This is a genomic window from Pandoraea anhela, assembly GCF_902459655.1.
Classification (GTDB): domain Bacteria; phylum Pseudomonadota; class Gammaproteobacteria; order Burkholderiales; family Burkholderiaceae; genus Pandoraea; species Pandoraea anhela.
In genome coordinates, this window is record NZ_CABPSB010000003.1 from 95,768 (window position 1) to 119,786 (window position 24,019).

The window sequence follows — 24,019 nt, forward strand, 5'->3', positions numbered from 1 at the left end:
GCGGAGTGCGCGATGGCTGTGATCAAAACGTCCCTGTCTGCCTTTGCCGGTGCGCCGGCGCACGGTGTGCCGCCCTCGCACGACGAGCGCAAGTTCGTGACGGCGCTCGCTCGGGGACTCGAATTGCTGCGGGCCTTCGGGCCGGACGACGTCTTGCTGGGCAATCGCGACTTCGCGGCGCGCACCGGGTTGCCGAAAGCGACCGTCAGCCGGTTGGCCTACACGCTCACCGAACTCGGCTATCTGCGTTACGACGCCGATCTGGGCAAATATGCGCTGGATGCCGGCGTACTTGCGCTCGGCTATGCGTTCCTCAACGGCACGGACATGCTGACGCTGGCGCGTCCTCATATGCGCACGTTGGCCAGGGAGATGGGATGCTCGATCTCGCTCGGTTGCCGCGAGGGGCTCGACATGATGTATCTGGAGACGATTCGCAGCGATTCGGCGCATCTCACACTGGGTTTGACGGCGGGGTCGCGTTTGTCGATGTTGACGAGTTCGATGGGGCGCGTCTATCTCGCGGCCATGACGCCGACCGAGCGTGAAACGATGCTCAGCGACCTGCACGACGCCTACGATGCGAATCCGGCGGCGCTGCGCCATGTCGGATGGGACGCGCTGAAGACCGGCGTCGACAAGGGCATCGAGTCATACCGGCGCGAGGGGTGCTGCTACTCGTTTCGCGAGTGGCATGAGGGTGTGAATGCGGTGGCGGTGCCGCTTCGCGATGTCAGGCAAAACCGGTGGCTCGCGATCAGTTGCAGCGGGCCATCGTCGTCGATTTCCGATGCGGTGTTTCGCGAAGAGATCGGCCCCCGATTGAAGCAACTGGCCGCCCGACTCAGCGGTAACGCGTAAGCGCTTGGCGGCCACTCGACCGGGGACGGTGAGACGTCGCTTAGCGCCACGCCCCGAGCAGCAGGGGCAGACGCTAAGCGCATCATCCGACGGAGCGAATCACAGCAACGTTCGGACGTGCCACAACTCGGGGAACAGCACGACATCGAGCATCTTGCGCAGATACGGCGCACCGTTGGTGCCGCCGGTTCCTTGCTTGAAGCCGATGATGCGCTCGACGGTGGTGACGTGACGGAAGCGCCACTGGCGGAAAGCGTCTTCGAGATCGACCAGTTCTTCTGCCATCTCGTAAAGCTCCCAGTGCTGCGACGGATTGCGGTACACCTCCAGCCACGCCGCTTCCACGCTCTTGTCGTGCGGCGTCGGTTTCGTCCAGTCGCGCTCCAGTCGCGCCGGCGCAATCGCAAATCCGCGACGCGCGAGCAAACGTACCACTTCGTCGTAGAACGACGGCGCCTTCAGGGCCGCCTCCACCTGCTGGAACAGATCCGGACGATGCGAATGCGGCTGGAGCATCGCCGCATTCTTGTTGCCCAGCATGAATTCCAGAATGCGGTACTGATACGACTGGAAGCCCGAGGAACTGCCCAGCGAGGGGCGCATCGACGAATACTCCGACGGCGTCATCGTCGCAAGTACGCTCCACGCCTGCACCAGTTGCTCGAGAATGCGCGACACGCGGGCCAGCATCTTGAACGCCGGCGGCAATTCGTCGTGATGCACCGCCGTACGCGCCGCCTGCAACTCGAACAACGCGAGCTTCATCCATAGTTCGCTCGTCTGATGCTGGATGATGAACAGCATCTCGTTGTGGTCGGTCGAGCGCGGATGCTGCGCGTTCAGAATCGGATCGAGCGACAGGTAATCGCCGTAGCTCATGCGCTTCGAGAAGTCGAGCTCGGCGTCGTGCCATTCGTTCGCGTTCGCCGGCTCGGCGGGGTCGGACTTCGGCGCACCGGGCTCGCCTTCGCTGTATTCGCTGTGGTGCCCGAACGGACACCCGCCCGAGGACGCCTGAGGCGCCGACGGCAGGGGGTGTTCGTCGGTCGATGCCGGGGATGTGGGGACAGTCTTGCTCATACTCACCGCTCCTCGCTCAAGTCACCGCGCCACGACGATGAAATTCGGGCCTGTCCCACGATCCCGTGCTCAGCACGTCGCGCAGAATTTCGACCGAGTCCCATACGTCGGCAAAGCTCGTGTAAAGCGGCGTCATGCCGAAACGCATGATGCGCGGCTCACGGTAGTCGCCGATCACGCCACGGGCAATCAATGCCTGAATCACGGCAAACCCTTGCGGATGCTCGAAGCTCACCTGCGACCCGCGCGACGCATGATCGCGCGGGGTCACCAACGTCAGCGGGAACTCGGCGCAACGCGCTTCGACCAGTTCGATGAACAGATCGGTCAGCGCCAGCGACTTGCTGCGCAGCGCTTCCATCGACGTCTGCGCAAAGATGTCCAGACCACATTGCACCAGCGAGAGCGAGATGATCGGCTGCGTGCCGCACAGATAACGTCCGATGCCGTCGTCGGGGGTGTATTCCGGCGTCATCGCGAACGGCGTGCGATGGCCCCACCAACCCGACAGCGGCTGCCAGAACGTATTCTGATGCGCCTTGTTGACCCACACGAAGGCCGGTGCGCCCGGGCCGCCGTTCAGATACTTGTAGGTGCAACCCACGGCGTAATCGGCGTTCGCGCCGTTCAGATCGACCGGTACGGCGCCCGCCGAGTGGCAAAGATCCCACACCGCCAGGGCGCCAGACGCATGAATCCGCGCCGTCAGTCCGGCCATGTCATACATCGCGCCGGTGCGATAGTTCACATGCGTGAGAAGGACGACCGCCACGTCGTCGTCCAGCGCGCCTGGCAAATCGTTCGGCGTGTCGATCAGACGCAGCGAATAGCCGTCGTCGAGCAAACGCGTGAGGCCCTGCACGATGTACAGATCGGTCGGGAAGTTGCTGCGCTCGGAGACGATGACCTTGCGCTGCGGGGCGCGTGAGCGCTGCGCGTCGAGCGCAGCGGCCATCACCTTGAAGAGGTTGCTCGACGTGGTGTCCGTCACCACGACTTCGCCCTTGCCCGCGCCGACGATCGGCGCGAGCGCATCGCCCAGCGTGCGTGGCAGCGCAAACCAGTCGGCCTCGTTCCAGCTACGAATGAGACCGACGCCCCATTCGCCGGTAATCACTTCCTGTGCACGTTTGGCCGACGCGATCGGCCGTGCGCCGAGCGAGTTGCCGTCGAGATAGATCACTCCCGGTGGCAAATCGAATTGGGCACGCAGCGGGGCGAGCGGATCGGCCGCGTCGAGGGCCAGACAATCGTTGCGAGAAGACGTCATGGTTTGCGTTGGTTGAGGTGGTGTGTAGTCGAGCAAAGGAGGCGTATGCGCCGCCGGGGCTCAGCGGTTCAGAGCGAACGCAGCACGGCGCGAACCGGGCTGGCGTCGAGCCGCGTGAACTTGAGCGGTAGCGCGATGAGTTCGTAATCGCCGGGCGCGATGGCGTCGAGCACCAGCCCTTCGAGGATTGCCATGCGATGCGTGCGAATGCGGTGATGCGCATCCATCGTCTTGCTCTGTTGCGGATCGAGCGACGGCGTATCGATGCCCACCAGCGTCACGCCGTGCGAAGCGAGCAGATCGACGGTCTCGGGCGCGACGGCGCAAAACTCGCTATCCCAGCGTGAAACGGGGGCTTGCCGGTAGGTGCGCAGCAGCACGCGTGGCGGCACGTCTTTCAGATGCGCTTCGATCCGCTGCGGCGTGACGAGCGGCGACGCACCGAGGCAGTGAATCACCCGGCAGGGCCCCAGATAGGTCTGAAGATCGACTTCACCGATGCAAACGCCGGCGGCGTCGTAATGACGCGGTGCGTCCGCATGGGCGCCCGTGTGCGGCGACAGCGTGATGCGTCCCACATTGACCGGACAATCCGGCCCGATCTGCCAGACGGCCTCCTCGGTAAACGGCGTGTCGCCCGGCCAGACCGGAGTGTCGGCCGACAGTGGCGCGCTGATATCCCATACGCGACGCTCGCGCGTGTCGGGTGGGGCGGCGGGGTTGTCCGCAGCGTTCGGAACTTTCATACGCAAGCGATCTGTGAGGGGCCGCGACGGGCGATTTATGAAAGGAAAAGTCCCCCATAGTTTAGGAAATTCCTCGCCGCAGGTGCTTGCGTATTCGAAGGGCGGGTAACGTCAGATTGAAATCCGGCGAACATTTTTCACGGTTTTTCGGTGGATTATTTTAATTTTTATGAAATTGGTCGAATTCGATGCGAGTTCGTCCGCACTCGGATAGGGTGCCGGAGCGGCGACAGGGGGAGCCGGGGGCAGGGGCTTCGCGCGAGGATTACCCGCGATGCGTCATCTGATGGATGAGTTCTCGCAGCGAGTCCTTCAACTGTGCCGACTGTGTCTCGCCGAAGCGCTCGAGCACGCGTGCCTCGTGTCGACGTGCGCTGTCGAGCAGCGGCTTGACATGGGCGACGCCCGCCCCGGTGAGCGACACGAGCGACTGGCGCTTGTCGGTGGCGCTCTCGCCGCGCACGACATACCCGGACGCTTCGAGCCGGTCGATGACCTTGGTGACCGTGGGTTGCTTGGCGAGCACGATATCGGTCAACTGATTGACGGTACGCGCCCGGGCGTCGGAGAGCGTGGCGAGCACGCGCCACTCCAGCACGCCGAGCCCGGCGGCGGAGACTTCACGATGGAATTCGTCCGAGACGAGCGCACTCGCGCGGGCGAGCAGATACGCCAGATAGTCGTCGACGAACGGCGCGCCCGCAACCGACATGGCGTGCCTCAGCCCAGCGATTGCGGCTTGTGGAAGCCACCGGCGTGGAAGATCAGCGGCATGCGATCCGCCACGTCTCCATGCACGCCGCAACGCTCGACTTCACCGACGAAGATGACGTGATCGCCTTCGTCGTATCGGCTGCGATTGTGGCATTCGAACCAGGCCAGTGCGCCGTCGAGCACCGGGGTGCCCGAGGCCGACAACGTGTAAGGCACGCCGGCGAACCGGTCGCCTTTCATCGTGGCGAAGCGTTTGCAGAGATCCAGTTGATCGGCTGCGAGTACGTTCACGGCGTAATGCGAGTTCTCCCGGAAGACCGGCATGCTGCCGGCTCGCGTCGCAAGGCTCCACAGGATGAGCGGGGGCGTGAGTGACACCGAATTGAACGAACTGGCGGTAATGCCGATGAGCGAGCCGTCGTCGGCCCGCGTGGTGATCACGGTGACACCGGTCGCAAATTGACCGAGCGCACTGCGAAAAGCGGCGCTGTCGAAGTCCGGCGCTGCGGCGTGTTTGACGTTCACTTTCCCTGCACTCCCGTCCATTCCGCCCGGCAAATTTGATCGGGTTGATTTGTATGAATATTCATATACTATGGCACGAACAACAGATCGACAAGACGCGTGATGGCCAAACGTTGCTCCGTTTCGGGGCGAGAAGGTCAGGCGCTCAGGAGACGATATGCTGATCGAGCGAATCGAGCATAAGTGGATCGACGTATTTGCCGAGACCTTGCGGCGCTGCGACATACGACCCGGTGACGTGGTGGCGATTGTAGCTGAAACGCAATCCCGGCCTGTGAACGTGGAATTAGCGCAACTGGCTGCCGAGTCGCTCGGCGCCAGGCCGTTTCGGCTGGTGGTCCCGAGCCCGCGCGTGTCTGCGCCGGTGCCGGTGCGCTCCACCGGCGCGAGCGACGCTTTGGGCCAACTCGCACCGGTGGTCGCCGCGCTCAAGACGGCAACGCTGGTCGTCGACTGCACCGTCGAAGGCCTGCTGCATGCCCCCGAACTGCCCGAGATCCTCGGCGGCGGCGCGCGCGTGCTGATGGTCTCCAACGAACATCCCGAGATTCTGGAACGCTGCGCCACCGACCCGGCGCTGGAGCCGAAAGTGCGTGCTGCGATCAAGCGGTTGCGCGGCGCATCGCAAATGCATGTGACGTCGGCGGCCGGCACGGATTTGCGCATCGGGCTTCGCGACGCGCGCGTGGGCGGCGTGTGGGGCTGGTGCGCCAAACCCGGTCAGGTCGCACACTGGCCCGGCGGGCTGGCGCTGGCGTTCCCCGCAGCGCACAGCGTGAGCGGCCGGCTCGTGCTGGCGCCGGGCGACATCAACCTCACGTTCAAACAGTATCTGCGCGACCGGATCGCGCTCACCGTCGAAGACGATTACGTTGTGGCGATCGACGGCGAGGGCGTCGACGTCGATCTCATGCGCGACTACTTCGCCGCTTGGGGCGATCGCGAGGCGTACGCCGTCTCCCATGTCGGCTTCGGTCTGAATCGACGGGCGCGCTGGGATGCGCTCGCCTGTTACGACAAGCGTGACTGCAACGGCACGGAGCAACGCGCATTCGCCGGCAACTTCCTGTACTCGACGGGCGCTAACGAAGTAGCGGGACGCCACACGCTGGGCCACTTCGATCTGCCGCTGCGCAAATGCACGATCTCGCTCGATGACGACGTGGTGGTGCGCGACGGCCAACTGCAAGGCGAGTTCGCATGACGACGCCCGCCCGCGCCGATCAGCACGACTGTCCTGCCTACCGCGTGGCCGGCGACGGCCCGCTCACCCTCGTGCTGTTGCATGGCATCGGCGGCAATCGTGACGTCTGGCCCGCGCAGTTCGAGACGTTCGTTGCCGCGGGATATCGCGTCGCGGCGTGGGATATGCCGGGCTATGGCGAGAGTGCCATGCCCGCCGCGCCGACGATGGCGGCGCTGGCCGACGCGCTCGGCGTATGGCTCGACAGGCTGGTGTCGTCTGGCGCTTCCCCCACATCTCCTCTCGTCCTTGTCGGCCACAGCATGGGCGGCATGGTCGTGCAGGAATGGATGGCGCGCGGTGAGCCGCTCACGCGCCATGTCGCGGGGCTCGTGCTGTGCGGCACGTCGCCGGCATTCGGCAAGCCGGACGGCGACTTCCAGCGCGAGTTCGTGCGTCAACGCACCGCGCCGCTCGATGCTGGCAAGACCTTGCGCGAGATCGCGCAGGCCATTGTGCCTGGCATGCTGGGCGAGCCCGACGACGTCGCGCGCGAGGCGGCCCGATCGGTGGCCGTGGACGCCATGGGCGCGCTCACGCCCGAGGCGTACCGCGCCGCCTTGCACGCGCTCGTGGGTTTCGAGCAGCGTGCCGCGCTGGCGCGCCTGTCCGTGCCCGTTTTGCTCATCGCAGGCGAGCACGACAACAACGCGCCGCCGAAAGTCATGGCCCGCATGGCCGAGTCCATTCCCGATGCCCGTTACGTGTGTCTGCCGGGCGCGGGACACCTCATGAATCTCACGCATGCGGCGGCATTCGATACCGAGGTGCAAGCGTTCCTCTCGACGCTCTAGCCACCGCCCGATTTCCTCAGGCACCCCAAGAACACATCAGGAGACTACCGTGGCCTATCAGCCCCCTTCGATCGTCGGCGAGCACTACCCGCTCACGGACAAGCAGCGGCGCCTGCTGGCGCTGGCAGAACAGGTCGGACGCGAATCGCTCGCGCCGCGCGCGGCCCAATGGGATCGCGAAGCGTCGTTCCCGTTCGAGAACTATGACGACATGCGTGCCGCAGGGCTGCTGAAGTTGTGCATTCCCGAAGACGACGGCGGCCTCGGCGCAGACTTCGCCACGTACATGATGGTCTCCGCCGAACTGGGACGTCATTGCGGCGCCACGGCGCTCACGTTCAACATGCACACCTGCTCCATGATGTGGACGGGCATTCTCGCGGACGATCTCGAGATGACGCCCGAGCAACGCGCCGAGCACGCGGGGTATCGCAAGCACCACTTCGAGCGGGTGATTCAGGACGGTGCGATCTACGCACAACCGTTCTCCGAAGGCAGCGCCGCGGCTGCCGGCAAGGCGCCGTTCGGCACCACGGCGACGAAGGTCGACGGCGGCTGGCGGATCAACGGCCGCAAGATCTTCGCGTCGCTCTCCGGCGCAGCGAACTACTACGGGGTGCTGTGCACGGAAGACAAGCCAGAACTGTCGATGAAGGACACCTTCTACATCGCCGTGCCGGGCGACGCCCCGGGCGTGACCGTCACCGGCGACTGGGACCCGTTGGGCATGCGCGGCACCGTCTCGCGCACGTTGCTCTTCAAGGACGTGTTCGTCGCCGACGAACTGCAACTGATGCCGCGCGGCGTCTACTATCAGGCGGCGAGCCGCTGGCCGCACATGTTCATGACGCTGGCCCCGACGTATATGGGCATTGCGCAGGCCGCGTACGATTTCACTGTGCGCTACCTGCGTGGCGAAGCTGAGGGCATGGGCGCACCGGTCAAGCGCCGCATGTATCCGACCAAGCAAATCGCCGTCGCGCAAATGCACATCATGCTGGAGCAGACCCGCGCGTTGTTCCTGCGGGCGTTGCAGGACGGTCGTGCCGATCCGGGCAAGGAGGCGCGTCTGCGCGCCTATGCGGCGCAGTACACGATCATGGAGAATGCGAACGAGCTGTGCCGTCTCGCGATTCGCACTTGCGGCGGACAGTCGATGCTCAAGACGCTCCCGCTCGAGCGCATGTATCGTGATTCGCGTTGCGGCGCGCTGATGCTGCCGTGGACGGCGGAGCTGTGCCTCGATCGTATCGGTCGCGAAGCGCTTTACGAGCCGGGCGAGCGCGACGAGTGATCGCGTCGGATGCCTCGTCGAATCCTCGAAAGGTCGATGTGAGGCAGCGACAAGTCGCGAAACATCGGCAGATCAGTGGTTCAGCGAAGCGGCGGGGCGGCGACAGCCTCGCCATCTCTCTTGTCACGGAGAACAAGTTGACGCCTTTTGTAGAAGCGCTTGCCCGTCACGCGCGCGCCACGCCCGAGCGGCTGGCGCTGCGGTGCGGCGTAGGTGAGGAAGCGCTGACGACCGACTACGCGGCGCTATGGCGACGCATCGAGCGCGTCGGTGGTCATCTTCGCGAGACGTGGCGCATCGCCCCGGGCGATCGCGTCGCGTGCCTCGGTCTGAACGACGAATTGCAACTGGCGCTGCTGTTCGCCTGCGCGCGCGCCGGCGCCATCTTCCTGCCGCTCAATTTTCGTCTGGCCGTGCCCGAGCTGGCGGCCATCGTGCGACACGCCGGTGTGCGCGTGCTGTGGTTCGACGCGGCGCATCGCGATGCGGCCCGCCGGATTCGCGACACGCTGGCGCAGGACACCCCCACCGATGCGCTGCCGCCTGCGATTGCCCCCATCGACGGCCTGATCGCGGTGCCGTCCGTCAAGCCTGTCGATTACCCCGATGTGGCGCCCGATGCGCCCGTATTGCTTGCGTATACGTCCGGCACGACGGGCGAACCCAAGGGGGCGCTTCACACGCAGGCGGGACTGCTGGCCAATGCCGAAGCGAGCTGGTGGTCGCACGACATGCGTGCGGACGATCACGTGCTGTCGACATTGCCGATGTTTCACGTCGGCGGTCTTTGCATTCAGACGCTGCCGGCGTTGCTGCGCGGCGCCAGCGTTACGCTGCACCCGCGCTTCGATCCGGCGGCGTGGCTTGCGGACGTCGCGCGATATCGCCCGACGCTCTCGCTGATGGTGCCCGCCACGATGCGCGCCGTGCAGATGCATCCGACGTGGGCGACGACGGATCTCTCGTCGTTGCGTGGCGTGATGGCCGGATCGAGTGTCGTTCCCGTGTCCGCCATCGACGCTTTTCACGCGCGAGGCATTCCGCTGGGCCAGGTGTACGGTGCAACGGAGACCGGTCCGGTGTCGATTGCGCTGCGCTTCGGCGAGGCGAAGGCGCACCCCGGCGCGGTGGGGCGCGCCTGTCCGGGCGTGGCAATCCGTCTGGTCGATGCGGCCGGGCAGGAGGCGGCCCCCGGCGAGGTCGGCGAGATTCTGGTGCGCGCGCCCAACGTCATGCGCGAGTACTGGCGAGCGCCCGGTCATGTCGCGTTCGAAGACGGCTGGTTCCATTCGGGCGACCTCGCGCGGCTGCGAGGCGACGGCTGCTACGAAGTTGTCGGCCGCAGCAAGGACATGATCATCTCGGGCGGTGAGAACATCTATCCGGCAGAGATCGAGAACGCGTTGGTCGACTGTCCGGGGGTGATGGAAGCGTCGGTCGTCGGCGTGCCGGACGAGCGTTGGGGCGAGGTGCCGGTCGCGGTGATCGTGCCGACGGCGGAGTCACCGGCCACGCAGGCGTCCGTGCTCGACTTTCTTGGTACGCGTATCGCACGCTTCAAACTGCCGCGACGCGTGGTCGTTTTCGACAACCTGCCCAGGAGCGCACTTGGGAAAGTGCAGAAGCCGATTCTCATCGAGTGGCTATTCAACGGCAGGATTTCTTGAATGGCTACCGATATTCGCTAATCAGAAGCTTTATTCAAATCCTGCTTAAAAACGCCGAAGGCCTTGCTAATCAAAGGGTTAGGCGTTTTTTTATGATCGACTTCCGCGATGCATAAGGGAAAGTCCCTATGCGTAATCGCCCAATTTGTTACCATCGGCTGAGAATCGCATTTTTTACTTTGGGAATTGCGTCGCAAGATAGCGCCCATGTCGTCATCGGCGGCATAGCCCGCCGGGTTTTTTTGCATTTTTTAGTTTTTGAAGACGATGGACACCACCGAAGCTCATTCGGTCTCCGAGCGCGTACTGCAAGTCCTTGTGACTGTGGCGCGTCATGGACGACCGATCGCGGCACGCGAGATCGCCGCGCAAACGAGCCTGCCGCTCTCCACGGTTTACCGCCACCTCGTGCCGCTCAAGAAGTGGGGCCTGGTGCAGGAGCATGCCCATGAGGCGCTCTACGAACCTGGTCCGGTTGGCGTGCAATTGGCGTGGGGTTTCGACCACAACTCGCATCTTGTTACCCAGGCCCGTGAAGAGATCGACGCCCTCGTGCAGCGCACCGGGGAGACCGTCGGTCTGCTCGTCGCCGCGAACGGTCAGGTCGTCTGCCTCGACATGCACGAGAGCGAGCAATCGCTGCGTTGCTCGTTCGCCAAAGGACGGGCGCACCCGCTGGTGCATGGCGCGTCGGCCAAGGCCCTGCTCTCCTTCCTGCCCCAGACCACCCGCGACAATCTGATCGGCCGCCAGCTGGCCGGCCAGCCGGTCGCGCAGGAGCGTCTCGTCGCGCAGATCGAAGAGATTCGCAAGCAACGCTATGCGGTGTCGGAGAGCGAAGTGGACTTCGGCGTCTGGGGCGTATCGGCCCCGGTGTTCGCCGCGAAGGAACTTCTGGAGGGCACCATCACCCTGATGGCGCCGGCCGTGCGTGTGGCCCAGCGCCACGAAGAGCTGATCCGTCTGACGGTGGCGGCAGCCGAGCGTATTTCGAATCGATTGCAGTACTTTTAACCGGTTTTTTCGAACCGAGACTACACGAAGGAGTACCAGATGAAATTGCGTCACATCCTGTTCACGATGGCGCTGGCCGTCACCTGCTCGACCAAGGTCTTTGCCGCCGACGACGTGCTGCGTGTCGCCACCGACGCGACCTTCCCGCCGTTCGAATACGTGGAAAACGGTAAGCGTACCGGTTTCGACGTCGAGATGATCGAAGCGCTGGGCAAGGCCATGGGCAAGAAGGTCGAGTGGACGGATATCGATTTCAAGGGCCTGATTCCGGCCGTGCTGGCCAAGCGTGTCGACGTGGCCGCATCGGCGATCTACATCACGGACGAACGCCTAAAGGTCGTGAACTTCACGCACCCGTACTACACCGGCGGTCTGGCCATCCTGGTCAAGACCGATAACACCAGCATCAAGGAACCGGCCGACCTGAACGGCAAAAATGTCTCGGTGCAGGTCGGCACGAAGTCGGTGCAGTTCCTGAAGGACAGCTATCCGAAGGTCTCGCGCGTGGAAGTCGAGAAGAACGATCAGATGTTCGAACTCGTGAAGATCGGCCGTGCCGACGCCGCGGTAACGGGCAAGCCGGCCGCGCTGCTCTACGCGAAGGCCAATCCGAGCGTAAAGGTGCTCGACAAGACGCTGACCGTCGAGCGCTACGGCTTCGCGCTGCGCAAGGAAGACAAGGCGCTGACCGAAGACATGAACAAGGCGCTGGAAAAGGTGCGCGCCGACGGCACCTACGCTGCGCTGGTCACGAAGTATTTCGGTTCGTCGAAGTAATGCCGCAAGTCCGGGCATGACGTCGCGACGATCGTATCGATTGCGTCGACGTCGTGACCCTCGGCAGTCTGAATCGCAATACCGGGCGGGCCGGCCGTTTCCTCTTGCGGGGCGACCTCGCCCGCCCGGGCAATAAAGCATTAGCGCAGTAGAGCAACTGACGGAGTACGCATGGAACTCGATTTTTCGCCGGTGTGGGCAAACTGGCCCGACCTCGCGCGCGGGGCGCTCGTTACCATCGAGGTGACGGCATGTGCGCTGGCCCTGGGCTGTGTGCTGGGTTTGCTGGTCGGCATGGGCCGCCTCAATCCGGCCAACCGCATTCGCTACGGCATCTGTACCGCTTATGTCACGTTCATTCGCGGCACGCCGCTGCTGGTGCAGCTCTTTATCCTGTTCTTCGGTCTGCCGCAGTTCAACATTCTGCTGCCTGCGTTCGTGTGCGGCGTACTGGGCCTGGGCATCTACAGCGGTGCTTACGTCTCGGAAATCGTACGCGGCGCCATTCAGTCGATCGAACGGGGTCAGATGGAAGCCGCCCGTTCGCTCGGCATGCCTTACGGCATGGCCATGCGCTCGGTGATCCTGCCGCAGGCAATCGTGCGCATGATCCCGCCGCTGGGCAATGAATTCATCGCGCTGATCAAGAACTCCGCCCTTGTGTCGCTGCTCACGATTCATGACGTGATGCACGAAGGCCAGAAGATCATCAGCGTGTCGTATCGCTCGCTGGAAGTGTATCTGGCGATTGCTTTCGTTTATCTGATTCTGACCGGTGTTACCACGTTGCTGTTGCAGCGCGCCGAGAAGTCCCTGCGTGCCGGAGGTGCCGTGCAATGAGCGAAGTCAAGACAGTCACCGGCGCCCCGATCCTTAAGATCGAAGGGCTGGGCAAGGCATACGGCAGTCATCAGGTCCTCAAGGGCATCGATTTCGCCGTCGAGGCACGTCAGGTCGTCGTGGTCATCGGCCCGAGCGGGTCGGGCAAGAGCACGTTCCTGCGTTGCTGCAACGGACTCGAGACGGCCGAGCAGGGCACCATCGAAATCGTCGGCAAGAAGCTCGTCGACCACGGCAAGATGATGGGCGAGCACGCGCTCAACCAACTGCGCACGGACGTGGGCATGGTGTTCCAGTCGTTCAACCTGTTTCCGCATCTGACGGTGCTCGACAACGTCACGCTGGCACCGAAGAAGCTGCGCGGCCTGAAAAGCGCCGAGGCGGACACGCTGGCCCGCGAACTGCTGACCAAGGTCGGGCTGGCGGCAAAGGCCGACGTCTACCCGGGCACGCTCTCGGGCGGCCAGAAGCAGCGCGTGGCGATTGCCCGTGCGCTCGCCATGCAGCCGCAGGTCATGCTGTTCGACGAGCCGACGTCGGCGCTCGATCCGGAGCTGGTCGGCGAAGTGCTGCAAGTCATGAAGGCGCTCGCGAACGACGGCATGACGATGCTCGTCGTCACGCACGAAATGGGCTTTGCCCGCGAAGTGGCCGATGTCGTGGTGGTGATGGATCAGGGTCGGATCATCGAAGCCGGTCCGCCGGAGCAGATTTTCACGGCGCCGCGAGAGGCGCGCACGCGTGAGTTTCTGCAAGCGGTGATTACGCGTTCGGCGTAATCGTCTGGGCTCGCGCGAATCACGGGATCGAGACGCTTGATGAGGTCGATTGAGGTCGATTGAGGTCGATGAGGTCGATGAGGTCGATGAGATCGATGGGGTCGGCAAGACAGGTGCGATGGGCGCGGGCCGGACGGTAGTTCGGTAACGATCAGGTAAGGCAAGGCAGGAAAACGTATGACAATCGATCGAGCGGTCTGGCAAGGCCGTGTGGATACCGGCGAGACCGGCCATACGCTGCGTCTGCATCAGGTACTGCGGGATTACGAGGCGAGCGACGCATCGGAAGTCGCAGGCGGCGCCGTGGTGCTGGGCTTTTGCAGCGATGAAGGGGTACGCCGCAATCACGGTCGCCAGGGCGCGGTCGCCGGGCCGGACATGCTGCGCCGCGCGCTCGCGAGTCTGCCGGTGCAGGGCACGCCCGCCGTGTTCGACGGCGGCAACATCGTCTGTGTGGACGACCGTCTCGAAGCGGCGCAAGCCGCGTTGGGACACCGCGTGGCCGAAGTGCTGGCGGCGGGGGCGCGTCCGGTGGTGTTGGGCGGTGGTCACGAAATCGCTTACGGCACATTCCTCGGCGTGGCCGAACACTACGGCGACCGACTGCGCGACGAGCCGATACTGATCCTCAACTTCGACGCCCACTTCGACCTTCGCGCACAGCCCACGGCCAGCTCCGGCACGCCGTTCTGGCAGATATCGCAATTGCTCGCGGGGCGGCAGGCGCCGTTCCGGTATGTTTGCCTCGGCGTGAGTCGATATAGCAATACGCAAGCGTTGTTCGAGCGCGCCGAGTCGCTGGACGTCGATTACTGGCTCGACGAGACGATGCTCGCGCACCGTCTGCCGCAAATGTGCGAACAGTTGGAAAAGAAGCTCGCGAAGGCGAGTCACGTCTATCTGACCATCGACATGGACGTGCTGCCGGGCGAGAAGGCGCCGGGCGTGTCGGCGCTGGCGGCACACGGCGTGGCCCTCGAAGTCGTGGAGGCGCTCATCGGGGTCGTGCGCCGTTCGGGCAAGCTTCGTGTGGCGGACATCGCCGAGTACAACCCGACATACGACCGCGATGGTCTGACGGCGCGTGTCGGGGCGCGCTTGCTGCATCCGCTGATCACGCAGTTGGAGGACTGAGTGGCCTGAAAGGTTATTTGCGCCGTTCGCAGGACTTCTGCGCGACAATAGGGCGGGCGATCGCATCATCGATCGCCCGCCCTATTTGTTTGGTGCAATTTGTTTGGTGCAGTGCGACACGAACGGGCACACCGTGGACCGTCCGGGCGCACGCACGAACGCAGTCGACAAGCGAGGTCAAGATGACAGAGCAGACGAACTCTCCGAGCGGTACCCGTACCGAAGTCGCCACGCTGGCCGGTGGTTGTTTCTGGTGCCTCGAAGCTTGCTATCAGCAACTGGACGGCGTGACGTCCGTTGTTTCCGGCTACGAAGGCGGGCATGTCGACAAGCCGACCTACGAGCAGGTATGCCAAGGCGACACGGGCCACGCGGAAGTGGTGCAGGTGACCTACGATCCGGACGTCGTCACGTTCGAGGAAATTCTGGTCGTGTTCTTCCAGATCCACGATCCGACCACGCTCAATCGTCAGGGCAACGATATCGGCACGCAGTATCGCTCGGCGATCTTCTATCACAACGACGCTCAGAAGACGGCTGCCGACCATCTCATCGCCGAGTTGATGGCGGAGATGACGTATCCGCATCCGATAGTCACGCAAGTCGTGCCGACGCAAACGTTCTGGCCGGCCGAGGCCTATCACCAGAACTACTTCCGTCAGCATCCCGATCAGGGGTACTGCGCTTATGTCGTGGCGCCGAAGCTCAAGAAATTCCGCGAGAAGTTCGCGCGACGGCTCAAACCTGCGGCCTAAGTCGGCGGCGGACGCAGCGCGCAACGTTGCGTCCGACCGGCGTCGCGCGAGGCCGGCCGACATCGACATCGGCGACGGTCGTCGCGCTGCCCGAGTATGCCCGTCAAAGCAGCGTGCAGTTGTAGAGAATGTCGTGCTGCGGCGATAGCGGGTAGGGGGGTGGCTTGGGCTTCGATGCCTTGCGACGTGCGCGTTGCGCTTGCGCCTCGTGCGCCATCGTAAGGAGCGCAGGCGTTGCTGGCGTCTGCTGAATCGGAATCCGCCCCCTTGCCTTGCTTCGAATTCGCTGCGGTTCGACGCGTTGCCGGCACCGTTCGAGATGCGCGATGAATGCGTCGATGCGTCTTGCCTCGTGTGTCGGCGCTCGCGCCGTGCCGGTCGCGCCGGCGGCGCTGTGCTCACCTGAACCGTTGACGTCGTGACCTGCGCGACGATCAAGACCTTCACGACTGTCGTGAAGGCGCTCCGCCCCGGGAAGCGACTGCCACGTCGAGACACCCGCCGCGCCGTAATGGAAATCGAGAATCCGTTTGTGGTCGTGTGCCACTTGCGCGGCATGCGGACTCTCGCCGTCGAGGTAGGACAGTTCACGTGCGCCCGCTGCATGCAGCGCAAAATCCCCTGGCGCGTCGAGCTGCGCGAGGTCGGGAAATTGGCTACGACCGATCGCGACGATACGCGACCCGACGTCGTAGCGAAGCGCTGCGAGGGTGCCCGGCAAGTATTGCGGCTCGTCGCGCAGCAGCGAAGGGAGTCCGAGGGCTTTGAGCCATGCTTCGAGCAGGGCATCGCCCCCTTGCGGATGTAACGCGAGCGCGGTAGCGACCGAATTGCGCAGTTCGGCGTTACGCGCATAACGGCGTGACGGGCATCCGTCCTTCGGCGTGACCAACGCCGTGAGCACGTTGTGCGTGTAGTCGTCCACATGGACACCCCGGCAGCCATTCTTCGTCGGCATTTCCGGTCCCATTCCCGTCGCCATTCCCATCCCCATTTCGGTCCCCAATTCCGTCCGTAGGTCCGTCGGCACGACATGGGCGCTGGCGCCCCGCGACCCCGTCCGGATGGCGTGCCCCTCCGGTAAGCGATTCCTGATGCTCGTGAACGACGCTGCGGGACGACGGGTGGGTGCCTCTCCCGCCTTCACTTGCCAGTCGGATAATTGCGGCCAGTAGCCCGGCAGCGGTTGCGATGGTACGTGCATGAGGACACTCCTTTAAGTGAAAGCGTCAGAGAATCGAGCAGATCAGGTCGTTCTGCCGGGTGTCGAGCGGCGAGAACGCATGCGGGCGTGAAGCGCTGTTTCGTGACGTGCGGCCCGGATCGTCGCGATGACGACAGCGCGCGAGTTGCGCGGTGAAATCGGATAGCTGCGTTTCGTCTTGCGCGGCGTTGGCGTATCCGACCGGGGGCAACGCCGTGTGAGCACGCATGCCGACGGCTCGGTAATGAAAGTCGAGGATCGACGCGTGGTCCCGCCGGACGCGCGGCGCGTGACGATTCCCTTCGTGCAGAAAGGCGAGTTCGCTCTCGCCCGCGAACAGATACTCGGCCTGCCCCGGGGGCTCGCTCCCGGGAAACTCGAAGCGTCCGATACGCACGCTGTTTGCGCCGATGTCATAGCGCAAGGCCGAGAGCGTGCCCGGCAGATAATCGGGCTCATCGCGCAGCAACGACGGCAAGCCCGCGGCGACGAGTTGCGCCTGCACGTCGAGCGCCCGGCCGTGGGGGTGAAACCGGAGGATTTCCGTAAGTGCTGTGCGAAGCTCGGCATTGCTTGCATACGCCCTTGGTGCACATTCCGATCGTGGCGTGACGAACTCCGCGAGCGCGTGGTCGAAGTACGCGTTGACCGGGATCAGCCGGCATTCGAAGACGCGGCGAAATGTCTCGAAAGGCGATGTTGCGGTCTGCGCACCGGCGTCGCGCTGCGGCAGTTGATTTCTGATCTCCTGCATGTCGATAACGACCTCGTGGCGTCGGGCGCCGGCGTTCGTGGTGTTCGTGGCGTCGGCGGAAGGCGAGGGGGCGTTCGCACGCGCATGCGGGATTGCCAAAGCGAGAAACGGCATGGTCCATGCTCCCTTGAAAGTCATGGTGCAACGTGAGGGGGGCACTGGTGCAACGACGAGGATCGCCGGACGACCTCGGTACGCAGGCAAGACGCGACGGGAGGGCGACGGGACCGCCGCTTAACCGACGACGCGAACCGGCGCCCCCGCCGCCTCGGCAAACAGAATCAGGCAGGGCTCGCTCGCATCGGTCGCATGTCCGTAGGCGGCGTCGAGATGATCGAAGTAGAACGCTTCGGCGGGGTTCTCCACGTGCTGCGTGACGACGGCGAACCGCTGATGATCGAAACGAATATCGAGAAACGTCAGGCTCGCGTAAAACCACACCACATACCCGGCAAACGGCAACGTGGCCGGCAACTTCGGCCATGTGGCCTTGGCCGGTTCGACGCCCTTTTCCGTTACCTTTGCGTCAGCGCTCGCGGGATCGCTCTGTGCGTCCAGCCAGCGACGGTACGCCTCGCGCGCAGGGCGATGTTTCATTGACGTGTCTCCAGAAAAGTGACGATGACGCTTTCCGAAGCGTCGAGCGATGGTGCGGCCGTTGCTCGGGCGCAGTTTTGGTGAATGCGCCCGGGATTGACGCATTTGCATCGTTTCGCAGGGCAGCCGAAGGAAAGATGATGCCCGCGAGCGCCGTTCGTGGGGTTGAGGTGCGTCCGAAAGGGGTATCGGACAACGCCTTGGTTTCGGGCGTTAAAAAGAAACAGGGGGCGAGAAATATCAGGTTGAGTTTTTTGATGCGTCTTGTTGAAAATTTAAATGGTAAAAATTCGTTGTTGGGTCAACGGATGCGCGCCGGCGCGCAGCAAGGCGTTCCGGGCGCTTTGCTCCGGAAATGCGCGCCGCGCATGAACATTCATATATTCACTATTTTTGGCATAAAATGACGACTCTCCTCCATGAAGTCTTCAGGTAGTCCGCCGTGCGCCCCCTGCCTTTCCGCGATGCGTTGATGGCCATGATCGGCATCGCGCTCGTCAATATGCTGGTCGCCCTCGACCAGACCGTCGTCAGTACCGCCCTGCCTTCCATCGTCGCCGAACTCAAGGGATTCGAGTATTACGCCTGGATCGCGAGCATTTATCTGCTGGCCTCCGTCGTGACCGTGCCGGTCTTCGGGCGACTCGGCGATTACTTCGGGCGTCGCCGCTTCGTGATCGCTTCGGTACTGACATTCACGTTCGCCTCGCTCCTGTGCGGTCTTGCGCCCAACATGCCGTTCCTCGTGTTTGCACGGGGCTTGCAGGGCATTGGTGGCGGCATGATGGTCGGTACGGCCTTCGCGTCGGTGCCGGACCTCTTTCCGGACGCCCGTTCACGCGTGCGCTGGCAGGTCGTGATCACGACGGCGTACGGGATCGGCACGGCGGCGGGTCCGTCGCTGGGCGGTCTGCTCTCCGAGCACTTTGGCTGGCGCTCGACATTCTTCGTCAACCTGCCGGTCGGTCTGGCGGCGCTTTACTTCGTGTGGCGCTACCTGCCGAAATTTCCGCCAGCGCACAAGGGTGACGTGCGGGTGGACTGGCGTGGCGCGCTATGGATCGCGGTCGTGCTCGGCGGTTTTCAGGTGTTTATCGAGAACGTGCCGTCGCACGGTGCGTCGCTGGGCAATCTGGCGCTCATTGCGGCAGTCGCCATCGGATTCTGGGCGCTATTGCGCACCGAACGTCGCGCAACGCATCCGATCGTGCCGCTGGACATGTTCCGGCACCCGCAACTCGTGGTGCTGTTCACGCTGTCGGTGCTGATCGGCTTCGTGATGTATTCGCTGATCTTCTTTGCCCCGTTGTTGCTACAAGGCGGCTTCGGCCTGAGCCCTCAGGCGGCCGGGTTGATCGCGACGCCGATTGCCGCGTGCATTGCGCTGGGCAGCTTCATCAATACGCCGGTGGTGGTACGCCTGTCGCGCCCGACCAATATGCTGGTGATCGGGTTCTGTCTGCTGGCTGTCGCGTCGGCGGGCGTCGGTGTGTCGCATAGCGACACGCCGCACGGCCTGCTCGCGATGGCGATGGCCTGTGCCGGCATCGGCATCGGTTTCATCCTGAACAATATGAATGTATTCGGCCAGGAGATTGCCGGGCGCGAGCGCTTCGGCATTACCACGGCGTTGCTGCAATCGACCCGTATGGTCGGTGGCATGCTGGGCACGACCATCGTGGGCACCCTGGTCAATCATCGCTATGCGAGCGGGGTGGCCGGCGCCGTGTCGGCCTACGACGGTACGCTTGCCGCCCACGCCGTGGCGCGCGCGCTCGACCCGCGCATTCTCATCGACCCGGCATTACGGGCGGACTTGCTGATCGATCTGCGCGCCATGGGCATCGATGGCGCGCCGCTGGTCGAAACCGCACGGCAGACGCTGGTGAGCGCCGTGCACGCCGGTGTGCTGCTCACGGGACTCGCCGCCATCGTTGCGGCATTGCTGGTGCGCCGCATCCGTCAGATCCAGTTTCCGAAGCGCATCGACCGTACCGTCGTAGCCGCGCCGGATTAATGCCGGTGTGATCTCCGAATGATCCGAAAAGCCGTTGGGCGTTGTCCGATCCGACATTGCCTGACGGCGCAAAAACGGGCGCTAGCGGGGCAAAACGCCCGTGAAATGCTTGGTCGGCCCCGACCTCGTTTACAATGCGCGGTGTTTGCCGGGTGAGCCGGCATCACCGAATTTTGTGAACGAGGTTTCCATGATCATCAAGCCACGCGTGCGCGGCTTCATCTGCGTCACCACTCATCCCGTCGGCTGCGAAGCCAACGTCAAGCAGCAAATCGATTACGTCAAGGCGCAAGGCCCGATCGCAAACGGCCCGAAGAAGGTGCTCGTGATCGGCGCGTCGACCGGCTACGGTCTCGCTGCACGTATCACCGCCGCCTTCGGCAGTGACGCCGCGACCCTCGGCGTGTTCTTCGAGCGTCCGGGCACCGATACCAAGCCGGCCACGCCGGGCTGGTACAACACCGCTGCCTTCGACAAGTTCGCCACGGAAAAGGGCCTCTACGCGAAGAGCATCAATGGCGATGCCTTCTCCAACGAAATCAAGGCCAAGACCATCGAGACGATCAAGCAGGATCTCGGTCAGGTCGATCTGGTCGTGTACAGCCTGGCGGCGCCGCGCCGCACGCACCCGGAAACGGGACAGGTGTTCAACTCGGTGCTCAAGCCTGTCGGCAAGTCGGTGACGTTGCGCGGCATCGATACGGATAAGGAAGTCGTGAAGGAGTCGGTGTTCGAACCGGCCTCGCAGGAAGAAATCGAGAACACGGTCGCCGTCATGGGCGGTGAGGACTGGCAGATGTGGATCGACGCACTGGCCGAAGCCGGTGTGCTCGCGCCGGGCGCCAAGACGACCGCGTTCACGTACCTCGGCGAGAAGATCACGCACGATATCTACTGGAACGGGTCTATCGGCGCTGCGAAGAAGGATCTCGACGAAAAGGTGCTGGGTATTCGCGCCAGGCTTGCCCCGAGCGGCGGTGACGCCCGCGTCGCCGTGCTCAAGGCATTGGTCACGCAGGCCAGTTCGGCCATTCCGATGATGCCGCTCTATCTCTCGCTGCTGTTCAAGGTCATGAAGGCCAAGGGCACGCACGAGGGGTGCATCGAACAGATCTACGGCCTTTACAAGGACAGCCTGTACAGCGCGTCGCCGTTGCTCGACGAAGCGGGCCGCGTGCGCACCGACCAGAAGGAGCTGTCGGCGGACGTGCAGAGCGAAGTGTCGGCCCTGTGGGACAAGGTGACGAACGAGAACCTCTATGAACTGACGGACTTTGCGGGCTACAAGCACGAATTCCTGCGTCTGTTCGGCTTCGAAATCGAGGGCGTGGACTACGACGCCGACGTGAATCCGGACGTCGCGATTCCGCATCTCGTCGCGTAAAGCTCGCGAAGTTCCCGAGCGATGGCCCGGGTCCGGCATGCCTGCCGGCCCGGGCCATCGTCGTTTCCGTGCCGTCCCTCAGCTGCTCAGCCGATCAGCCCCTCAGCCCGCCAGCACCTCAGTCGTTCGGCGCGTCCCCGGGCGACGGTGACGCCTGCGATAGCTCGGCGATCCGCTCCGCCAGCGCATGGCATGACAGCGGCGACGAGCCTTCCGCCTTGTTGTTGACGATGACGAAGACGGGATGTCCCGCGAGTGCATAGTGTGTGGCGAGTGCGGCGAGTACGTCGCGCGTCGTCGGATCGGGATCGACGATTTTGTCGAACGGCGCATACTTGGCTTTCGCCTGCTCGTACTTATGTGCGCTGTTCAGATTCCAGCGCACCACGAGCGGGCCCGCGCCCGCTTCATCGAGCATCGCCAGGGCGGCGGCCTGACGCTCGACGTGCGGCATGCGCGCGTGCAGGCCGATGCAGTAACGCACGCCTGACTGTCCCAGCGTACGCATCAGTCGTGGGGTCAACAGCGCGCCGTCACGAATCTCCAACGCATAGCACGGTCCCGGCGAGGTCGTACCGTCGGGCATGACTTCGCCTCGCGGCAACGGTGGCAGCGCGGCGAAGAACGCTTCAATGCGTTGGATCAGTGCGGGCACGTCACGCAGGAGTTCGATCGGCAGCGGGGATACCTGAAACACCAGCACGCCGGCTTTGGGGCCGAGTCCGGCGAGGCAGGGAGCAACGAACTGCTCGGTGGCGATGCGCGCGTCGAGAAAACAGGGGTTCGTGCTCAGGCCTTCGCCCTTTTCGCCACGCACGACAGCATCTGTCACGAGACTCGGCGCCTTGACCAGAAAACGGAAGTCCTTCGGCACCTGCTCGGCGTACTTCTGATACTCCGTGATCGACATCGGCTTGTAGAACGACCGGTCGATGCCGACGCAACGCAGCACAGGGTGGCGGGCGTATGCCGTCAGCCCGTGTCGGGAGAGTTGGGTGTCGCTGTAGTCGTCGTCCCAGACGATGCCTTTCCAGCCGGGGAACGACCATGACGAGGTGCCGAGGCGGATGTTGCCGGGCAGTCGATCGCCCAGCGAGTGCATGGCGTCGGGGACATCGGCAGCGCCGACGCCGCCACGGCGAGAGGCGCCGCTGCGGCGAGGGGAATCGGCGTCGCCGGAGGCGTCGGAAGCGTCGGAAGACGCCGTGGCATTACCGTCGACCTGCCGGGCGCGCCGGCCTGGCGGAGGATCGTCAGGCGGCGTGCCGAACAGATCGAACTGGCTCATCGACTCTCGTACATGTAACGGCGCGACCAGGGCAATTGGGTGGCCGATTGCCCGGCCTTGCGGCAAACGATTTGATAGATCGACACGTGATCGTGCTCGAACGCATACGCGCAGCCTGCGAGATACACGCGCCAGACACGGAATCGCTCTTCGCCGGCCAGCTCGCGCAGGCGCGGTGCATGGGCTTCGAAGCGTTCCGACCAGCGCGTGAGTGTACGCGCATAGTGGCGGCGCAGGCTTTCCACGTCGCTCGCTTCCAGTCCACCGCGTTGCATCGTCTCAAGCGCAAGGCTAATGTGCGGCAACTCGCCGTTCGGGAAGACATATTTGTCGATGAATTCGCCGCCACCCATCGCCGTCTCGCCGCTATCCGGATCGGTCGACGTGATGCCGTGGTTCATGGCGACGCCGTCGTCCTTGAGCAGTGACGCGATTTTTGCGAAGTAGTCCTTCAGATTCTTGCGCCCGACGTGTTCGAACATGCCCACGCTCGTGATGCGATCGAACTGACCGTCGATGTCGCGGTAATCCTGAATGCGGATTTCGATCCGGTCTTCGAGACCGAGCTTCTTCACGCGCTCGGTCGCCAGATCGAACTGATTCTGCGACAGCGTGACGCCAATACACTTCGCGCCGAACTTCTGTGCGGCGCGAATCACCAGCGCGCCCCATCCGCAGCCGATGTCGAGCAACGTTTGCCCCGGCTGAAGCTGAATCTTGGTGAGGATGTGATCGATCTTCTTCTCCTGCGCCGTATCGAGGTCTTCGTCGCCATTTTCAAAGTAGGCGCACGAATAGACCATGTTCTTGTCCAGCCAGAGCTGGTAGAACTCGTTCGACACGTCGTAATGGAACTCGATCGAGCGTTTGTCTGACTTCTTGCTGTGATTGAAGTGGCGCACGGCACGCTCCAGCGGGCCGATGGTCGTGAGACTGCTACCGGCGAGCGCATAGCTCATGTCGATGACGTCGGTCAGCTTGCCTTCGACGTCGATTTCGCCCTTCACATAAGCCTCGCCTAGATTGTCGAGGCTGGGACTCAGCAGGCGCGTCATGGCCGCAGGGCCATTGATGCGCAACGTTACGCTGGGATTGTCGAAGGCACCGAAGTCGTATTGCTGTCCATTCCAAAGCGCGAGGCGGATGGGCAGGTTCGAAGATGTCTTGACGCCGCTTACCCAGTTTTCGAGTTTTTTCTCCCACAACATGGATGTGCTCCAAGTGTCACCAAAAAAACTTCAATCCGTACCGTCGGCACGGTGACGTCTCCTCGTCAAACGGG

General features: G+C 63.6%; 24 protein-coding genes. 14 read left to right on the forward strand and 10 right to left on the reverse strand.

Going from position 1 to position 24,019, the window contains the following annotated elements:
• The first annotated feature begins 12 nt into the window (after positions 1–12).
• Complete coding sequence (locus tag PAN31108_RS05825; RefSeq protein ID WP_246183803.1) at positions 13–861, forward strand: IclR family transcriptional regulator; 849 nt, start codon at positions 13–15, stop codon at positions 859–861.
• Positions 862–960: 99 nt separating this feature from the next.
• Here PAN31108_RS05825 and kynA read toward each other — a convergent pair whose 3' ends face one another.
• From kynA to PAN31108_RS05850, 5 genes are all read right to left on the reverse strand, one after another.
• On the reverse strand, positions 961–1,941 hold the full coding sequence (kynA, locus tag PAN31108_RS05830) for a tryptophan 2,3-dioxygenase (protein ID WP_150667956.1): 981 nt from the start codon (positions 1,939–1,941) through the stop codon (positions 961–963).
• A 16-nt stretch (positions 1,942–1,957) separates the two neighbouring features.
• Positions 1,958–3,211, reverse strand: a complete 1,254-nt coding sequence (kynU, locus tag PAN31108_RS05835) for a kynureninase (RefSeq protein ID WP_150667957.1) — start codon at positions 3,209–3,211, stop codon at positions 1,958–1,960.
• 68 nt (positions 3,212–3,279) lie between these two features.
• Positions 3,280–3,957 carry an arylformamidase gene (gene kynB / locus PAN31108_RS05840; protein WP_150667958.1) on the reverse strand — a complete coding sequence of 226 codons (678 nt, stop codon included), beginning with the start codon at positions 3,955–3,957 and terminating at the stop codon, positions 3,280–3,282.
• Positions 3,958–4,222: 265 nt separating this feature from the next.
• Positions 4,223–4,669 (reverse strand): MarR family winged helix-turn-helix transcriptional regulator, encoded by a 447-nt coding sequence (locus PAN31108_RS05845; protein WP_150667959.1) that lies wholly within the window; start codon positions 4,667–4,669, stop codon positions 4,223–4,225.
• 8 nt (positions 4,670–4,677) lie between these two features.
• Positions 4,678–5,196, reverse strand: a complete 519-nt coding sequence (locus PAN31108_RS05850) for a flavin reductase family protein (RefSeq protein WP_246183804.1) — start codon at positions 5,194–5,196, stop codon at positions 4,678–4,680.
• A 157-nt stretch (positions 5,197–5,353) separates the two neighbouring features.
• On the opposite strand from PAN31108_RS05850, the gene PAN31108_RS05855 reads away from it, so the two are divergent.
• The 10 genes from PAN31108_RS05855 to msrA all read left to right on the forward strand — a co-directional run bounded on the left by PAN31108_RS05855 (position 5,354) and on the right by msrA (position 15,493).
• Entirely contained in the window at positions 5,354–6,400 is a 1,047-nt protein-coding gene (locus PAN31108_RS05855; RefSeq protein ID WP_150667961.1) for a 2,5-dihydroxypyridine 5,6-dioxygenase NicX family protein, read from the forward strand.
• A complete protein-coding gene (locus PAN31108_RS05860) occupies positions 6,397–7,233 on the forward strand; it encodes an alpha/beta fold hydrolase (RefSeq protein WP_150667962.1) in 837 nt (278 codons plus the stop codon). Before PAN31108_RS05855 ends, PAN31108_RS05860 begins: the two co-directional genes overlap by 4 nt.
• Positions 7,234–7,282: 49 nt before the next feature.
• On the forward strand, positions 7,283–8,527 hold the full coding sequence (locus PAN31108_RS05865) for an acyl-CoA dehydrogenase family protein (RefSeq protein WP_150667963.1): 1,245 nt from the start codon (positions 7,283–7,285) through the stop codon (positions 8,525–8,527).
• A 137-nt stretch (positions 8,528–8,664) separates the two neighbouring features.
• Positions 8,665–10,194 (forward strand): class I adenylate-forming enzyme family protein, encoded by a 1,530-nt coding sequence (locus PAN31108_RS05870; RefSeq protein WP_150667964.1) that lies wholly within the window; start codon positions 8,665–8,667, stop codon positions 10,192–10,194.
• A gap of 267 nt (positions 10,195–10,461) precedes the next feature.
• Positions 10,462–11,208: an IclR family transcriptional regulator gene (locus PAN31108_RS05875; RefSeq protein ID WP_150667965.1), complete on the forward strand. Its 747-nt coding sequence runs from the start codon at positions 10,462–10,464 to the stop codon at positions 11,206–11,208.
• A 39-nt stretch (positions 11,209–11,247) separates the two neighbouring features.
• Positions 11,248–11,985, forward strand: coding sequence for a transporter substrate-binding domain-containing protein (locus PAN31108_RS05880; RefSeq protein WP_150667966.1), 738 nt, complete (start codon positions 11,248–11,250; stop codon positions 11,983–11,985).
• 171 nt (positions 11,986–12,156) lie between these two features.
• Positions 12,157–12,825: an amino acid ABC transporter permease gene (locus PAN31108_RS05885; protein WP_150667967.1), complete on the forward strand. Its 669-nt coding sequence runs from the start codon at positions 12,157–12,159 to the stop codon at positions 12,823–12,825.
• Positions 12,822–13,604, forward strand: a complete 783-nt coding sequence (locus PAN31108_RS05890; protein ID WP_150667968.1) for an amino acid ABC transporter ATP-binding protein — start codon at positions 12,822–12,824, stop codon at positions 13,602–13,604. Before PAN31108_RS05885 ends, PAN31108_RS05890 begins: the two co-directional genes overlap by 4 nt.
• A gap of 177 nt (positions 13,605–13,781) precedes the next feature.
• Positions 13,782–14,738, forward strand: coding sequence for a formimidoylglutamase (hutG, locus tag PAN31108_RS05895; protein ID WP_150667969.1), 957 nt, complete (start codon positions 13,782–13,784; stop codon positions 14,736–14,738).
• Positions 14,739–14,920: 182 nt separating this feature from the next.
• On the forward strand, positions 14,921–15,493 hold the full coding sequence (gene msrA / locus PAN31108_RS05900) for a peptide-methionine (S)-S-oxide reductase MsrA (RefSeq protein ID WP_150667970.1): 573 nt from the start codon (positions 14,921–14,923) through the stop codon (positions 15,491–15,493).
• Between the two features lie 103 nt (positions 15,494–15,596).
• Here the strand turns inward: msrA and PAN31108_RS05905 are convergent, their stop codons facing one another.
• The 3 genes from PAN31108_RS05905 to PAN31108_RS05915 all read right to left on the reverse strand — a co-directional run bounded on the left by PAN31108_RS05905 (position 15,597) and on the right by PAN31108_RS05915 (position 18,048).
• Entirely contained in the window at positions 15,597–16,697 is a 1,101-nt protein-coding gene (locus PAN31108_RS05905) for a hypothetical protein (RefSeq protein WP_150667971.1), read from the reverse strand.
• A gap of 25 nt (positions 16,698–16,722) precedes the next feature.
• Positions 16,723–17,565 carry a hypothetical protein gene (locus PAN31108_RS05910; RefSeq protein WP_150667972.1) on the reverse strand — a complete coding sequence of 281 codons (843 nt, stop codon included), beginning with the start codon at positions 17,563–17,565 and terminating at the stop codon, positions 16,723–16,725.
• A gap of 120 nt (positions 17,566–17,685) precedes the next feature.
• Positions 17,686–18,048 (reverse strand): hypothetical protein, encoded by a 363-nt coding sequence (locus tag PAN31108_RS05915; protein WP_150667973.1) that lies wholly within the window; start codon positions 18,046–18,048, stop codon positions 17,686–17,688.
• Positions 18,049–18,185: 137 nt separating this feature from the next.
• Between PAN31108_RS05915 and PAN31108_RS05920 the strand changes: the two genes are divergently transcribed.
• The 3 genes from PAN31108_RS05920 to fabV all read left to right on the forward strand — a co-directional run bounded on the left by PAN31108_RS05920 (position 18,186) and on the right by fabV (position 21,449).
• On the forward strand, positions 18,186–18,455 hold the full coding sequence (locus PAN31108_RS05920) for a hypothetical protein (RefSeq protein WP_150667974.1): 270 nt from the start codon (positions 18,186–18,188) through the stop codon (positions 18,453–18,455).
• Positions 18,456–18,526: 71 nt separating this feature from the next.
• On the forward strand, positions 18,527–20,065 hold the full coding sequence (locus PAN31108_RS05925; RefSeq protein WP_150668213.1) for an MFS transporter: 1,539 nt from the start codon (positions 18,527–18,529) through the stop codon (positions 20,063–20,065).
• Between the two features lie 190 nt (positions 20,066–20,255).
• On the forward strand, positions 20,256–21,449 hold the full coding sequence (gene fabV / locus PAN31108_RS05930) for an enoyl-ACP reductase FabV (RefSeq protein WP_150667975.1): 1,194 nt from the start codon (positions 20,256–20,258) through the stop codon (positions 21,447–21,449).
• 118 nt (positions 21,450–21,567) lie between these two features.
• Here the strand turns inward: fabV and PAN31108_RS05935 are convergent, their stop codons facing one another.
• Positions 21,568–22,737, reverse strand: coding sequence for a DUF72 domain-containing protein (locus PAN31108_RS05935; protein ID WP_150667976.1), 1,170 nt, complete (start codon positions 22,735–22,737; stop codon positions 21,568–21,570).
• Complete coding sequence (locus PAN31108_RS05940) at positions 22,734–23,945, reverse strand: class I SAM-dependent methyltransferase (RefSeq protein ID WP_150667977.1); 1,212 nt, start codon at positions 23,943–23,945, stop codon at positions 22,734–22,736. Before PAN31108_RS05940 ends, PAN31108_RS05935 begins: the two co-directional genes overlap by 4 nt.
• Positions 23,946–24,019 lie beyond the last annotated feature (74 nt).